General features: G+C 52.5%; 13 protein-coding genes. 6 read left to right on the top strand and 7 right to left on the bottom strand.

Going from position 1 to position 14,185, the window contains the following annotated elements:
- Positions 1–25: 25 nt before the first annotated feature.
- Together ACO7SM_RS12605 and yeaG are read right to left on the bottom strand one after the other, a co-directional pair.
- The gene (locus ACO7SM_RS12605; RefSeq protein WP_490467831.1) at positions 26–1,309 is read right to left on the bottom strand and encodes a YeaH/YhbH family protein; all 1,284 of its coding nucleotides are present in this window, start codon (positions 1,307–1,309) and stop codon (positions 26–28) included.
- 120 nt (positions 1,310–1,429) lie between these two features.
- Entirely contained in the window at positions 1,430–3,364 is a 1,935-nt protein-coding gene (yeaG, locus tag ACO7SM_RS12600; protein WP_203358053.1) for a protein kinase YeaG, read from the bottom strand.
- Between the two features lie 445 nt (positions 3,365–3,809).
- Between yeaG and ACO7SM_RS12595 the strand changes: the two genes are divergently transcribed.
- Both ACO7SM_RS12595 and ACO7SM_RS12590 read left to right on the top strand, forming a co-directional pair.
- Positions 3,810–4,556 carry a MipA/OmpV family protein gene (locus ACO7SM_RS12595; RefSeq protein ID WP_490467830.1) on the top strand — a complete coding sequence of 249 codons (747 nt, stop codon included), beginning with the start codon at positions 3,810–3,812 and terminating at the stop codon, positions 4,554–4,556.
- 90 nt (positions 4,557–4,646) lie between these two features.
- On the top strand, positions 4,647–5,501 hold the full coding sequence (locus tag ACO7SM_RS12590) for an aldo/keto reductase (RefSeq protein WP_490467829.1): 855 nt from the start codon (positions 4,647–4,649) through the stop codon (positions 5,499–5,501).
- 121 nt (positions 5,502–5,622) lie between these two features.
- On the opposite strand, the gene ACO7SM_RS12585 is transcribed toward ACO7SM_RS12590, so the two are convergent.
- Together ACO7SM_RS12585 and gapA are read right to left on the bottom strand one after the other, a co-directional pair.
- Positions 5,623–6,507: a D-hexose-6-phosphate mutarotase gene (locus ACO7SM_RS12585; protein ID WP_490467828.1), complete on the bottom strand. Its 885-nt coding sequence runs from the start codon at positions 6,505–6,507 to the stop codon at positions 5,623–5,625.
- Between the two features lie 76 nt (positions 6,508–6,583).
- On the bottom strand, positions 6,584–7,579 hold the full coding sequence (gapA, locus tag ACO7SM_RS12580) for a glyceraldehyde-3-phosphate dehydrogenase (RefSeq protein ID WP_203358049.1): 996 nt from the start codon (positions 7,577–7,579) through the stop codon (positions 6,584–6,586).
- 341 nt (positions 7,580–7,920) lie between these two features.
- Here gapA and msrB point away from each other — a divergent pair, with 341 nt between their 5' ends.
- Positions 7,921–8,334 carry a peptide-methionine (R)-S-oxide reductase MsrB gene (gene msrB, locus ACO7SM_RS12575; RefSeq protein ID WP_490467827.1) on the top strand — a complete coding sequence of 138 codons (414 nt, stop codon included), beginning with the start codon at positions 7,921–7,923 and terminating at the stop codon, positions 8,332–8,334.
- 42 nt (positions 8,335–8,376) lie between these two features.
- Positions 8,377–8,655: a YeaC family protein gene (locus ACO7SM_RS12570; RefSeq protein WP_490467826.1), complete on the top strand. Its 279-nt coding sequence runs from the start codon at positions 8,377–8,379 to the stop codon at positions 8,653–8,655.
- A gap of 46 nt (positions 8,656–8,701) precedes the next feature.
- Here the strand turns inward: ACO7SM_RS12570 and pncA are convergent, their stop codons facing one another.
- Genes pncA through sppA form a run of 3 tightly spaced genes read right to left on the bottom strand, consistent with a single transcriptional unit; the run spans position 8,702 to position 12,291 of the window.
- Positions 8,702–9,343, bottom strand: coding sequence for a bifunctional nicotinamidase/pyrazinamidase (gene pncA / locus ACO7SM_RS12565; protein ID WP_490467825.1), 642 nt, complete (start codon positions 9,341–9,343; stop codon positions 8,702–8,704).
- A 20-nt stretch (positions 9,344–9,363) separates the two neighbouring features.
- On the bottom strand, positions 9,364–10,380 hold the full coding sequence (gene ansA, locus ACO7SM_RS12560; protein ID WP_490467824.1) for an asparaginase: 1,017 nt from the start codon (positions 10,378–10,380) through the stop codon (positions 9,364–9,366).
- Positions 10,381–10,434: 54 nt separating this feature from the next.
- The gene (sppA, locus tag ACO7SM_RS12555) at positions 10,435–12,291 is read right to left on the bottom strand and encodes a signal peptide peptidase SppA (RefSeq protein WP_490467823.1); all 1,857 of its coding nucleotides are present in this window, start codon (positions 12,289–12,291) and stop codon (positions 10,435–10,437) included.
- 178 nt (positions 12,292–12,469) lie between these two features.
- Here sppA and ACO7SM_RS12550 point away from each other — a divergent pair, with 178 nt between their 5' ends.
- Both ACO7SM_RS12550 and selD read left to right on the top strand, forming a co-directional pair.
- Positions 12,470–13,021, top strand: coding sequence for an NAD(P)H nitroreductase (locus ACO7SM_RS12550; RefSeq protein ID WP_490467822.1), 552 nt, complete (start codon positions 12,470–12,472; stop codon positions 13,019–13,021).
- 116 nt (positions 13,022–13,137) lie between these two features.
- Positions 13,138–14,181 carry a selenide, water dikinase SelD gene (gene selD, locus ACO7SM_RS12545; RefSeq protein ID WP_490467821.1) on the top strand — a complete coding sequence of 348 codons (1,044 nt, stop codon included), beginning with the start codon at positions 13,138–13,140 and terminating at the stop codon, positions 14,179–14,181.
- Positions 14,182–14,185 lie beyond the last annotated feature (4 nt).

The raw sequence follows: 14,185 nt of genomic DNA, 5'->3' as shown, positions 1-14,185 counted from the left end.
TTAACCGCTGGCTGATGGCGAATGATTAATCTCTGTTAGTGGCACCTTGCTTATGAAAAAGCTCGCGGAATACCGGATAAATATCATCCTGATCGCGAATATGCTGCATCGCAAAGTTTTCGAAAGTGGTTTGCAGATGCTCATATTCCCGCCACAGGGTCTGGTGAGCTCGACGGGTAATCTCGATATAGCTGTAATAGCGTACGACCGGCAGCAGTTTTTTCGCCAGAATTTCGTGACACAACGGCGAATCATCCGCCCAGTTATCGCCATCGGACGCTTGTGCCGCATAAATATTCCATTGCGCGGGATCGTAACGATCCTTCACCACATCATCCATTAATTTCAGGGCGCTGGAGACAATGGTGCCGCCCGTTTCCTGAGAATAGAAAAACTCATGCTCATCCACTTCTTTGGCCTGAGTATGGTGGCGGATATACACCACCTCAACGTTCTTATATGTCCGGCTTAAAAACAGATACAGCAGAATATAAAAACGCTTGGCCATGTCTTTGGTGGCCTGATCCATGGAGCCTGACACGTCCATCAGACAGAACATCACCGCCTGGCTGGAAGGGTCAGGGCGTTTTTCATAGTTCTTGTAACGGAGATCAAAGGTGTCGATAAACGGCACGCGCGCAATTTTTTCCCGCAACTCGGCAATTTCTTTGCGCAGTCGCTCTTCTTCAAGCAACTGTACCGGCTCGCTTTTGCTGATGGTTTCCAGCGCGTCTTCCAGTTCATGCAATTCTCTGCGTTTACCGGCGGTCATTGCCGTGCGGCGCGCCAGAGAGTTTTGCAACGATCGCACCACGCTAATGTTGGCCGGAACACCGTTAGAGGTAAAACCCGCCCGGTGTGTTTTATACTCGGTTAACTGGCGTTGTTGGTTTTTCTTCAGGTTCGGCAGGGCTAAATCTTCAAAGAGCAGATCCAGATATTCGTCTTTTGAAATCTGGAAGACGAATTCATCCTGGCCTTCACCGTCCTGACTGGCCTGGCCTTGTCCGCTTCCTGAGCCACCGCCGCCGCCCTGAGGACGTTCAATACGGTCATTTTGCACAAAATGATCGTTACCCGGGTGTACGCGATGGCGCAGACCGCCACGCCCCTGATGAAACATTGGTTCGCTGATATCTTCTGTGGGAATGGAGACGGACTCACCGCTCTCCACGTCGGTGACCGAACGCTTGTTAATGGCCTCGGAGATCGACTGTTTAATTTGCCCTTTGTAACGGCGTAAGAAGCGCTGGCGATTCACAGTGCTTTTATTCTTCCCATTCAGGCGCCGGTCTATAAACCAGGTCATATGCCCCCCGTACTGCCAACTTTTCGCAGTGTGTGCATAGTGCCGGATGGCGCATACGCTCATCCGGCCTACGCCGCATGTTGCTGTAGGCCCGGTAAGCGCAACGCCACCGGGCTGGTTTTATGACGATTTACGTACGCGCAAATACCATTCGCACAGCAGACGCACCTGCTTGCGGGTATAGCCTTTTTCCATCATACGGTCGACAAAATCGTCGTGTTTCTTCTGCTCATCTGTTGAGGTTTTGGCGTTGAATGAAATCACCGGCAACAACTCTTCGGTGTTCGAGAACATTTTTTTCTCAATCACGGTGCGCAGTTTCTCGTAACTGGTCCAGTTCGGGTTGCGACCGCTGTTATGCGCGCGAGCACGCAGAACAAAGTTGACTATCTCGTTACGGAAATCTTTCGGGTTGCTGATGCCCGCCGGTTTTTCGATTTTTTCCAGCTCTGAGTTCAGCGACTCGCGATCGAACAACTGACCGGTATCCGGGTCGCGATACTCCTGATCCTGAATCCAGAAATCCGCATAAGTGACATAACGGTCAAAAATGTTCTGCCCATATTCGGAGTAGGATTCGAGATAAGCGGTCTGGATCTCTTTGCCGATAAACTCAGCATATTTCGGGATCAGATAGCCTTTGAGGAACTCAAGGTAACGCTCTGCCTGCTCCTGTGGGAACTGCTCACGCTCGATCTGCTGTTCGAGGACGTAGAACAGATGCACCGGGTTGGCCGCCACTTCAACGTGATCAAAGTTAAAGACACGGGAGAGGATCTTAAACGCGAAACGCGTTGACAGACCGTTCATCCCTTCATCGACACCCGCGTAATCACGATACTCCTGGTAGGATTTCGCTTTCGGGTCGGTATCTTTCAGGCTCTCGCCGTCGTAGACGCGCATTTTCGAGTAGACGCTCGAGTTCTCTGGCTCTTTCAGTCGGGAAAGGATCGAGAAGCGCGACAGGGTTTCGAGTGTTCCCGGTGCGCAAGGCGCATGCGTTAACTCACTGTGATTGAGCAATTTCTCGTAGATTTTGATCTCTTCAGAAATGCGCAGGCAATACGGCACCTTCACGATATACACACGGTCGAGGAAGGCTTCGTTATTTTTGTTGTTGCGGAACGTCACCCATTCGGATTCGTTCGAGTGGGCAAGGATAATACCGTTAAAGGGCAGGGCAGAAATGCCTTCTGTCCCGTTGTAGTTGCCTTCCTGGGTCGCCGTCAGCAGAGGATGCAGCACTTTAATCGGCGCTTTGAACATCTCGACGAATTCCATAATCCCCTGGTTGGCGCGGCACAATGCGCCGGAGTAACCGTAGGCATCAGGATCGTTTTGCGCATGGTGTTCGAGTTTACGAATGTCCACCTTGCCGACCAGCGCGGAGATATCCTGGTTGTTTTCATCACCCGGTTCTGTTTTGGCGATAGCGATTTGTTCAAGAATCGACGGCCACACTTTCACCACGCGGAATTTCGTGATGTCGCCACCGAAGTCGTGCAGGCGTTTCGCCGCCCACGGCGACATGATGGTGCCAAGATAACGACGTGGAATGCCGTACTCTTTTTCGAGAATTTGCGCATCTTCCTGCGGATTAAACAGGCATAACGGGTGATCGTTTACCGGGCTGCGTTCACCGTTTGCGCTCAGGATATAAATCGGTACCAGCTGCATCAAAGACTTCAGTCTTTCCGCAAGCGAGGATTTACCGCCCCCTACAGGCCCCAACAGATACAGGATCTGTTTCTTCTCTTCCAGCCCCTGCGCCGCGTGTTTCAGATAAGAGACAATCTGTTCAATCGCGTCTTCCATGCCATAAAACTCTTCAAATGCGGGATAACGAGCAATCACCCGGTTTGAAAAGAGTCGAGAAAGTCGGGGTTCCTGGGCAGTATCGACCATAATGGGCTCACCAATGGCCATCAATAGCCGCTCTGCCGCGTTGGCATAAGCACTGCGATCTTGCCGACAAGTGGTAAGAAACTCCTGCAGTGTGAACTCTTCGTCCTTGGCAGCTTCATAGCGCTGGCGATAGTGATCGAATATATTCATGGTATGCCGTCCTTTCGTTTTTTAGCACATGTTAAGAGCCGTTCATATGAATAGTAGAGGCCCCCGGAAGAGGTAAACAGAACGACGCCTCTGCTGTCTCTTGTTGTAAAAAACAGCAACTCTCATGCCAAATTGGCGGCCAAGAGATCAACGTGCCCGGTGATACACCTTCTTAAAATTAAGCGTAGATGGCATTTGCAAAACTTGCCTGTGCGCTTAAATGAATTTCAATGGCATATCAATAACTCATCCACAAAAAATGCATATTTAATGTAAAGATAAAGGATGAAAATCACGCAGAATTCATCGGACTGAAAATGAAATGTCATCTGCTGCTGAAAAATTAGTCGGTTACATTTTGTGAGTAATAAGTAAAATAGTTGGGCTGAAACGTATTGGCGGTTACACTTTTGCTGCTAAACATTTGAATAAGGAATTATGGATTGTGACCAAACTCAAACTTCTGGCACTTGGCGTGCTTATCGCAGCGACGACGAATGTCGCACAAGCTGAAAGCAACCTGACGTTGGGCGCAGGTGTTGGTGTGGTTGAGCACCCCTATAAAGATTACGATACCGACGTATATCCGGTTCCAGTCATCACCTATGAAAGTGAAAATTTCTGGTTCCGTGGTCTGGGTGGTGGATACTACCTGTGGAATGACAACACCGATAAATTGTCGATTACCGCGTACTGGTCTCCGATGTATTTCAAACCGGAAGACAGCGACAATCACCAACTTCGCCAGCTCGACAAACGTAAAAGCACCATGATGGCAGGGCTGTCTTACGTTCATAACACGCAGTATGGCTACCTGCGCACCACGCTTGCGGGTGACACGCTGGATAACAGCAACGGCATCGTGTGGGATCTGGCCTGGCTGTACCGTTATACCCATGGCGGTTTGACATTAACGCCGGGTATCGGTGTGGAATGGAACAGCGAAAACCAGAACGAGTACTACTATGGCGTCTCGGGCAAAGAGTCTTCGCACAGTGGTCTGCGTAGCTACGACCCGAGTGATAGCTGGAACCCGTACCTGGAAATTAGCGCCAACTACAATTTCCTCGGTAACTGGAGCGTGTACGGTACTGCGCGCTATACCCATTTGTCGGATGAAATTAGCGACAGCCCGATGGTGGACAAATCCTGGAGCGGCCTGATCTCAACCGGGGTTACCTACAAGTTCTGATTGTGCAATATTACAGTGCATTTTGTGCATCAAAACAGGGCGCTCGCGCCCTGTTTTGCATTACGGTAGTGCATAACACGGGAGGATGCGATGACAGAAAAACAGGTTAGTTTTAGTGGCCTGGTCACACTCCCTGCTATAGGGCAGGGAACCTGGTATATGGGGGAAAAACCCCATCATCGACGGGACGAAGTTAATGCACTGCGTGCGGGCATTGATTTGGGGTTAATGCTTATCGACACCGCAGAGATGTACGCTGACGGAGCGGCAGAAGAAGTGGTCGGCGAAGCGCTGACAGGACGGCGTGATAAGGTCTTTCTGGTGTCGAAAGTGTACCCGTGGAATGCCGGAGGGCAAAAAGCCATCACCGCATGTGAAGGCAGTCTGCGCCGCCTGAATACCGATTACCTCGACCTCTATTTATTACACTGGTCAGGCAGCTATTCCTTTGCCGAGACGGTCGCGGCGATGGAAAAACTGGTCGCCCAGGGAAAAATCCGCCGCTGGGGCGTTTCTAATCTCGATACTGACGCGATGCAGGCGTTATGGCAGGTCGCTGGTGGGACGCAGTGCGCCACCAATCAGGTTCTGTATCATCTGGCCTCCCGTGGGATTGAGTATGACCTGCTGCCCTGGTGTCAGCAGCATCAGATGCCGGTGATGGCTTACAGCCCGCTGGCGCAAGCCGGACGGTTGCGTAGCGGCTTATTGAACAATCCCATCATTAATGAGATTGCCCATGCTCACCGTGCGAGCGCGGCGCAAATCCTGCTGGCGTGGGTCATTCGTCATCAGGGCGTGATGGCGATTCCAAAAGCGGCAAGCGTTGAGCATGTTCAGGAAAACGCGGCGGCGCTGAATATTACCCTTTCAGCCAGTGAACTGGCCGCACTCGATAACGCGTATCCGGCCCCGAAGGGGAAAACCGCGCTGGATATGGTGTGACGATGCCGGATGTTATTTTCGTAGGCCTGATAAGGCGTTAGCCGCCACCTGGCATTGTTTGCCGGATGGCGATGCTCACGCATCTTTTCCGGCCTACAGAAACCCCGGCATCAATGATCACTTAGCGTTTGGCGACGCGAAGGGTCTGTGCCAGACGAGACGGTTTCTCTTCGGTGGTCTTTTGCTGCGCGGTAGCGTACGCCGTTTCAACGCAAACAAACGTCTTGTAGCCCTCATCCGGCATATCACCCATACTCACGGACAACGCCGGGCCCGGGTTCCAGCCTACCACGTTGAGGTGGTGATGGTGCACGACGTCAATCGTGCGATTGAGCGCATCATCGTGAATAACGCTGCAGGCCTGCGGATTCAGGTACACACGGTCAGTTCTGTCCGGGAACGTTTGCACGCCGTCAGCCAGCACATCTTCTTTGGCATCGTTAACTTTATCGATAAAGCGATCGCCAAGACCACTCACTTTCACTGCCGCAATATCACCGACGTTAAAATAGGTGTGCAGCGCGGACGTCGTTTCAAACTCGCCGTGGGCTTCCAGCTCAATCTCGCAGGTTTTCCCCAGTTTAAAACGGGCTAGCAGCGTAAAGTCATGCGGCCAGTACTTGCGGGTGGCGTCGCTGTTTTGCAGTTCAAAGGTCAGAACCACGCCGCTTTCATCTTCGTTGTGTGCTTTTAGCGTCCACGGCAGGTTGCGGGCAAAGCCGTGAGCAGGCAGGCCAGCCTGTGCCGCCGGGCCAAACCACGGCCAGCAAATCGGCACGCCGCCGCGCAACGCGGTGCCTGTTTTAAACGGCGTAATGTTACTTAACCACAGAACTTCGTCTTCACCCGCCGGTTTCCAGGATAGCAGGTGCGCGCCCTGTAATGCGAAAGACGCTTTTACCTGCGCGTGGTCGACAACGATCACCTCCAGCTCATCAAGCTGGCGGCGGGAGAGGACAGGGGTAATATGTTCGATTATTGGCAAAGCAAAAATTTTATTGATCATCACGTAATCCTTTCTCTTCAGGCAAAAAAAAGAGCGACCGAAGTCGCTCTCTTACAGATTACTGTTTCATCTCAACTTATTTGGAGATGTGAGCAATCAGATCCAGAACTTTGTTGGAGTAGCCGGTTTCGTTGTCGTACCAGGATACCAGTTTCACGAAGTTGTCGTTCAGTGCGATACCTGCTTTAGCATCGAACACGGAAGTGCAAACTTCACCGTTGAAATCGGTAGATACAACGTCGTCTTCGGTGTAACCCAGAACGCCTTTCATCGGGCCTTCAGAAGCCGCTTTGATTGCTTTCTTAATGTCTTCGTAAGAAGCCGCTTTTTCCAGACGAACGGTCAGGTCAACAACGGATACGTTCGGGGTAGGAACGCGGAACGCCATACCCGTGATTTTACCGTTCAGCTCTGGCAGTACAACGCCTACAGCTTTAGCAGCACCGGTAGAAGAAGGGATGATGTTCTGAGCCGCGCCACGGCCGCCGCGCCAGTCTTTGTGAGACGGGCCGTCAACAGTTTTCTGAGTAGCGGTGGTTGCGTGAACGGTGGTCATCAGGCCTTCAACGATACCGAAGTTGTCGTTGATAACTTTAGCCAGCGGAGCCAGGCAGTTGGTGGTGCAGGATGCGTTGGAAACGATGTCCTGGCCAGCATATTTGTCAAAGTTAGCGCCTTTAACAAACATTGGGGTTTTGTCTTTGGACGGGCCAGTCAGAACCACTTTTTTCGCGCCAGCAGTGATGTGCTTACGAGCGGTTTCGTCAGTCAGGAACAGACCAGTAGCTTCAGCAACTACGTCAACACCAACTTCGTCCCATTTCAGGTTAGCCGGATCACGTTCAGCGGTAACACGGATTTTTTTACCGTTAACGATCAGATGACCGTCTTTCACTTCAACGGTACCGTTGAAACGGCCGTGAGTGGAGTCATATTTCAGCATGTAAGCCATGTATTCAGCGTCTAACAGGTCGTTGATTGCAACGATCTCGATGTCAGAACGTTCCTGAGCAGCACGGAAAACAATGCGACCGATGCGGCCAAAACCGTTGATACCTACTTTGATAGTCATATATTCCACCAGCTATTTGTTAGTGAATAAAAGGTTGCCTGTAAAATTACAAAAACCTTACGCAGCGTCAAGCGGAATCGTGTCAATCATTGCGACAAATCAATCCTGTGAACAAGCTTTGCACGACTGACTCGCCTCACTCTTCCTTTGGGCTTGAAACCACGTGGGGGCGGCGCCCCGAATTTTAAAGGGCAACTCAGATAAAAATGTGATTGCGATCACGAATCACGAGCTGCCATTTCGCCAGGATCAAGTTTAGAACAAAAGTTCGTACTGAGGTGTTAATGTTTTGTTAGAATCGGTTGCGTGATGTGAGTATATCTACAGCGAGATGCGAGTAAATGGCTAACCAACCCTCTCCGGAAGAACTGAAAAAAAATTTGTCGGAAATGCAATTTTACGTGACGCAAAATCACGGTACAGAACCGCCGTTTACCGGGCGTTTGCTGCATAACAAGCGGGGTGGGGCCTATCATTGCCTGGTCTGCGATGCTGCGTTATTTCACTCCCAGACGAAGTTTGATTCTGGCTGTGGCTGGCCCAGTTTTTATGAGCCGGTCAGCGAAGAGTCAATTCGTTACATTAAAGATAATTCTCATGGGATGCAGCGTATTGAAATCCGTTGCGGGAACTGTGATGCGCACCTGGGACATGTCTTCCCGGACGGCCCGCAGCCAACCGGCGAGCGTTATTGCGTCAATTCAGCCTCATTAAGCTTTACCGATGATGAAAATGGCGAATACATTAAAGGCTGAAAAAACGATTCAGCAAATTATTCCATAGGAGCGGACTTACTCATGAACCTTGATGAGATGATCGACAGCATGACGCCAGACGTTTATCAGCGGTTATCCACCGCGGTTGAACTGGGGAAATGGCCGGATGGCGTCGCGCTGACGCCAGAACAAAAAGAGAACAGTCTGCAACTGGTGATGCTGTGGCAGGCGCGTTACAACACCGACGCACAGCATATGACGATTGACACCAATGGTCAGATGGTGATGAAGAGTAAGCAGCAGTTGAAAGCCGATTTCGGCATTGTACCGCCGCCGATAGCGACGCTGAAGGTACAGTAAACGGTGTTTGCCGGATGGCATTATCGCGCGTCCGGCAACATTCCCCTCACTGCTGCGTCTCTTCCCAGTCTTCCAGGGTATACAGCGTTGCGCCTGCGCCCGACATCTCCATAAACGCCTGTGTGCTGTCCTGCGGCTGAATATTTACCCCACGGCAGCCATCGGTGATAACGCTGACTGTATAGCCCAACTGTAACGCATCCAGCACGCTAAACTTCACACAGTAGTCGGTTGCCAGCCCCATGATGATCAGCGCCTCTATGCCGTTGTCACGAAGCCAGGCGTCTAAGGCCGTTTTCTGGCGACGGCCGTTATCATAAAAAGCACTGTAGCTGTCAACCAACGGGTTTTCACCCTTATGGAAAATGGCCGTAATGGCGCGTTGATTGAGCAGGGGGTGGAGCGCCGCACCGTCGCTGTTTTGCACACAGTGATCGGGCCAGAAGGTCTGCGGTAAACCATCGAGCATACCCTGACTGTACGGCTGCGCCTGATGCTGGCTGGCAAAACTCCCGTGCCTGGTGGGGTGCCAGTCCTGACTGGCGATCACGGCATCTCCCCGGGCAGCACACCAGGCAATCAGTTGGTTGGCAACCTCTACCGTACTGTCGCCTTCAGGAACCGCCAGTGCGCCACCGGCACAAAAATCATTTTGCAAATCGACCAGTAACAAGGCCCGGTTTGTCATTTCGTCCTCCTGAGGGCGACTCAGTCGTCCGGCGTCAGTTCACCGCGAAGGTTCTGCGTCATCGCGGTGCGAATGGTTTGTGTGTCTACGCCCTGGCTCAGCAAATAATGCAGTTTAGTCAGCGTCGCTTCAACGGTCATGTCGGCACCGCCAATAACCCCGGCGTGCGCCAGCGCGTTACCCGTGGCGTAACCGCCCATGTTCACTTTGCCGGACATACATTGCGTAAGATTGACGACAACAATACCCCGCGAGCTGGCCTCTTCCAGTTCTTTCAGAAACTCTTTGTTTTGCGGCGCATTACCCACACCGTAAGAACGCAGAATCAGCGCTTTTACCGGCTGGCGCAGGAAGTTACGCACCACATCGGCGGAAATTCCCGGATAAATAGTCACCACGCCAATCGGCTGCGGGGTGATCGGATGCACCAGCAATTCGCCTTCGCCGTGCGGTGCGGGTGGTGTTCCCAGCCGACGAATATGGATCCCGGCTTCCAGCAGCGGCTGTAGGTTCGGGGATGCAAAGGCATCAAAGCCGTCTGCGTGCGCTTTAGTGGTGCGATTCCCGCGAAACAGGCGATTATTGAAAAAGAGCGTCACTTCGTTGATAGGGTAATTCGCCGCAATATACAGCGCATTCAGCAGATTGATTTGCCCATCTGAACGCAGCTCCGCAAGCGGGATTTGTGACCCTGTCACTATGACCGGTTTGCCCAGATTCTCCAGCATGAAGGAGAGTGCAGAGGCGGTAAACGCCATGGTGTCGGTGCCGTGCAAAATGACAAAACCATCGTATTCGTCGTAATGCGCTTTGATGTCTTCGGCAATATGCTGCCAGTCTTCCGGCGTCATATCGGAGGAATCCATCAGGGGGGCGTATTCATGAATGGTGAAGTCGGGCATTTCTGGGCGATGGAACTCGGGCATCAGCGCCAGTTGACGTTGAAGATGGCCGGAAACAGGAATGTAGCCTTGTGCGGAACGCTGCATACCAATGGTACCGCCAGTGTAAGCAACGTAAATCGATTTCTTCTGCATGATATTTTCTTCTGGAAAATAAAAACCCCTCTTCATGCGAAGAGGGGTTAATGGTTAGCGAACGTTCGCGCAGGTTAAACAGAACGCATAACGGTTTTGTGGATCATTAAACGCCGCCAGTTTGTCGCTCTCGGCTTTTACTACGTTTGCCGCAGAGACCAGCGGGGCGGGCAGCATCGCCTGAATCGCTTCTGGCAGCACTGCGCGAACCGAACCTGACATGCTGTCCATGACCAAATCAAAGAAGGTCGGATCGTCCTGATAGTAATCAATATGCCATTGCTTGAGTTTGGCCAGTTCAGCGGCTTTGGCGACCGCATCGTCAAAGTCGCCCAGGCTGTCGACCAGACCGTTGGCTTTCGCATCTTGTCCGGTCCAGACATGGCCCTGCGCAATCTTATCAATTTGCTCCGGCGTGGTCTTACGTGCATCCGCCACCAGCGTGATAAAGCGCTTGTAACCGTTCTCAATACTCAGTTGGATCATCTGCTGCACTTCCGGCGGCAGGGCTTTGGTCATCGACATATCCGCCAGCGGGGAGGTGGAGACGCCGTCAGTATGGACGCCGATAGAATCCAGACTGTTTTCAACGGTATTGATAACCCCAAAGATACCGATAGAACCGGTCAGGGTGCTGGGGTTGGCCACAATATAACTGGCAGGGGTTGAGATCCAATAACCGCCGGAAGCGGCCATGCCACCCATAGAAACCACCACTGGCTTACCGGCCGCTTTCGCTGCCGCCAGTTCTGCACGGATAACTTCGGAGGCGCTGACGCTACCGCCAGGGCTGTTGACGCGCAAGACGATCGCTTTCACTTTAGGATCCAGACGCGCATCGCGGATCTGCGAGGCCGTGGTGTCGCCACCGACATTCCCCGGAGTCTCCTCGCCATCCATGATTGCGCCATTCGCGAAGACCACGCCAATGCTGTCGCCGGTATCAGAAGGGGGATTCAGCGAGTAATCGTAATAGCTGATGGCGCGGTAATTATTCTCCTTTTTGCTCCAGCCAAACTGTTTGGTCATCGCTTTTTCAACGTCGGCGCTGGAAGCCAGCGCATCCACCAGTTTGTTATCCAGCGCGTATTTCGCCGTGTCGCCATCCACTTTGCTCAAACCGTCGAGCATGGCCTGCGCGCCGGGGAATACCTGCTGGGCAGGGATCTGACGGTTTGCGGCAACCGTATTCAGGTAGTTTTGCCACAGTTCGCCAATCCAGCGGCTGTCCGCTTCGCGCGCTGCCGGAGACATATCATCACGAATAAACGGTTCAACGGCGGATTTATAGGTGCCGACGCGGAAAACGTGCGTGGAGACTTTCAGCTTATCCAGCAGGGATTTGTAATACAGGCCATTGGTGGCAAACCCGTGCAGATCGACGGCGCCTTGCGGTGAGAGCCAAATTTTATTGGCGAAACTTGCCAGGTAATACTGTCCCTGCGTGTAGTTATCGCCTACGGCAAAGACCGGTTTACCGCTGTCGCGGAACTCGCGCAGCGCCTTACCGATATACTGCATGGAAGGTTGATCCGCCCCGGCGAAATTTTTCAGATCCATCACAATGCCGGTAATATTACGGTCGTCCTTCGCCTGACGAATCGTATTGACGATATCAAACAGCGAGTTTTCCTGCAGTCGGTCAGAACTTGCGCCAAAAAACTGGCGACCCAGAATGCCCAGGCGGTTGGTAGTGGAGGGTTTATCGACGATCACGCCGGAAATATCCAACAGCAGCGCGCCACGCGCCGTTTGCTCGCTGGTATGACTGCTGCTGACCTGCATCCAGATGCCGACACCGACCAACACCAGCAGAATAAAGAACAGGTTAAGCACCAGTTCACGGACGAAATTCAGCAGTCGCCACGTCCATTTAAAAAATCCGGCAATAAATCGCCACAGGGTTCGCATGTATACTCCCTAACCAAAGAAACACAACGCCACTCTCGCCGTACCAGGAGAAAGCGCTAAGATGAGGCTATCGTAATGACCCAACCGGCTCTTGTCAGCAGGAATCACTGCCTGTGCTGTAACAAAATCTGCTCTCGTGTTAATTTTGTGAATTAACATCATTGCTGGAGTTAACTAAATGGATGCACTCGAATTACTTGTTAACCGCCGTAGCGCCTCTCGTCTGGCTGAACCGGCACCCGCCGGTGAACAACTGCAAAACATTCTGCGGGCAGGTATGCGCGCACCGGATCATAAATCTCTGCAACCCTGGCGTTTTTTTGTGATTGAAGGCGAAGGGCGCGAACGTTTTAGCGCCACGCTGGAGAACGCCGCCATCGCGGAAGACGGAGATGAAAAAGCGGTAGAGAAAGCCCGTTCCGCGCCGTTTCGTGCACCGCTGATCATTGCCGTGGTGGCGAAGTGCGAAGAGAACCATAAAGTGCCGGTCTGGGAACAACAGATGTCAGCGGGCTGTGCGGTGATGGCGATGCAGATGGCGGCGATCGCGCAAGGCTTCAATGGGATCTGGCGCAGTGGCGCATTAACGGAAAGCCCGGTCGTGCGCGATGCGTTTCAGTGCCGGGCGCAGGATAAAATTGTGGGATTCCTCTATTTAGGGACGCCGCAACTGAAAGCCTCGACGAGCATTAACCTGCCGGATCCGACCCCCTTCGTCCGTTATTTTTAAGATATTCGACGAAACTGTCTGGATTGTGAGCAAAGACGCCGGAATTCAGACAGTCACTCTTATCACATCACCGAATGAGCGTTACCATAGCTGGATTGCAATGACAGGAGATGTCCATGAGCGAGCAAACTATTCGTTTAACGCAATACAGCCACGGAGCCGGTTGCGGTTGTAAAATTTCCCCTAAAGTGCTGGAAACCATCCTGCACAGCGAGCAGGCGAAGTTTGTCGACCCGAACCTGCTTGTGGGTAACGAAACCCGCGATGATGCGGCGGTGTACGATCTGGGTAATGGCACCAGTATTATCAGTACCACTGACTTCTTTATGCCTATCGTCGATAACCCGTTCGATTTTGGTCGCATTGCGGCGACTAACGCCATTAGCGATATTTTTGCGATGGGCGGCAAACCGATTATGGCGATTGCGATTTTGGGGTGGCCTATCAATACGCTGTCCCCGGAAATTGCCCGGGAAGTCACGGAAGGTGGGCGTTTTGCCTGCAAACAGGCCGGAATTGCGCTGGCGGGCGGTCACTCCATTGATGCGCCGGAGCCGATTTTTGGCCTGGCCGTTACCGGCGTCGTGCCTACTGAGCGCGTGAAAAAGAACAGTACCGCGCAGGCCGGGTGTAAGCTATTTCTCACCAAACCGCTGGGGATTGGCGTATTGACCACCGCAGAGAAAAAATCACTGCTGAAGCCGGAACATCAGGGGCTGGCGACGGAAGTGATGTGCCAAATGAATATTGCGGGCGCCGCGTTCGCCAATATCGACGGCGTGAAGGCGATGACCGATGTGACCGGTTTTGGTTTGCTGGGGCACTTAAGCGAGATGTGCCAGGGCGCAGGGGTGCAGGCGCAAATTGATTATCAGGATGTGCCAAAACTGCCGGGCGTTGAGGAATATATTCAACTGGGCGCGGTGCCCGGCGGCACCGAGCGCAACTATGCGAGCTACGGGCATTTGATGGGCGAGATGCCGCACGCGGTACGATCTCTGTTGTGCGATCCGCAAACCTCCGGTGGACTGTTGTTGGCGGTGACGCCAGAGTCTGAAGCGGAAGTCAAAGCGACCGCCGCAGAGTTTGGTATCGATCTGACCGCCATTGGTGAGCTGGTTGAAGCCCGTGGCGGACGCGCCATGGTCGAGATCCGTTAAGTCG

This window comes from Citrobacter sp. LJND-P06 (genome assembly GCF_058188415.1).
The sequence above is the reverse complement of the archived record's forward strand: the minus strand, read 5'-3'. Positions and strand labels throughout refer to the sequence as shown.

Coding starts and splice junctions, on each gene's coding strand:
- ACO7SM_RS12605 (WP_490467831.1), bottom strand. CDS start 1,309: ATGACCTGGTTTATAGACCGGCGCCTGAATGGGAAGAATAAAAGCACT.
- yeaG (WP_203358053.1), bottom strand. CDS start 3,364: ATGAATATATTCGATCACTATCGCCAGCGCTATGAAGCTGCCAAGGAC.
- ACO7SM_RS12590 (WP_490467829.1), top strand. CDS start 4,647: ATGACAGAAAAACAGGTTAGTTTTAGTGGCCTGGTCACACTCCCTGCT.
- ACO7SM_RS12585 (WP_490467828.1), bottom strand. CDS start 6,507: ATGATCAATAAAATTTTTGCTTTGCCAATAATCGAACATATTACCCCT.
- gapA (WP_203358049.1), bottom strand. CDS start 7,579: ATGACTATCAAAGTAGGTATCAACGGTTTTGGCCGCATCGGTCGCATT.
- msrB (WP_490467827.1), top strand. CDS start 7,921: ATGGCTAACCAACCCTCTCCGGAAGAACTGAAAAAAAATTTGTCGGAA.
- ACO7SM_RS12570 (WP_490467826.1), top strand. CDS start 8,377: ATGAACCTTGATGAGATGATCGACAGCATGACGCCAGACGTTTATCAG.
- pncA (WP_490467825.1), bottom strand. CDS start 9,343: ATGACAAACCGGGCCTTGTTACTGGTCGATTTGCAAAATGATTTTTGT.
- ansA (WP_490467824.1), bottom strand. CDS start 10,380: ATGCAGAAGAAATCGATTTACGTTGCTTACACTGGCGGTACCATTGGT.
- sppA (WP_490467823.1), bottom strand. CDS start 12,291: ATGCGAACCCTGTGGCGATTTATTGCCGGATTTTTTAAATGGACGTGG.
- ACO7SM_RS12550 (WP_490467822.1), top strand. CDS start 12,470: ATGGATGCACTCGAATTACTTGTTAACCGCCGTAGCGCCTCTCGTCTG.
- selD (WP_490467821.1), top strand. CDS start 13,138: ATGAGCGAGCAAACTATTCGTTTAACGCAATACAGCCACGGAGCCGGT.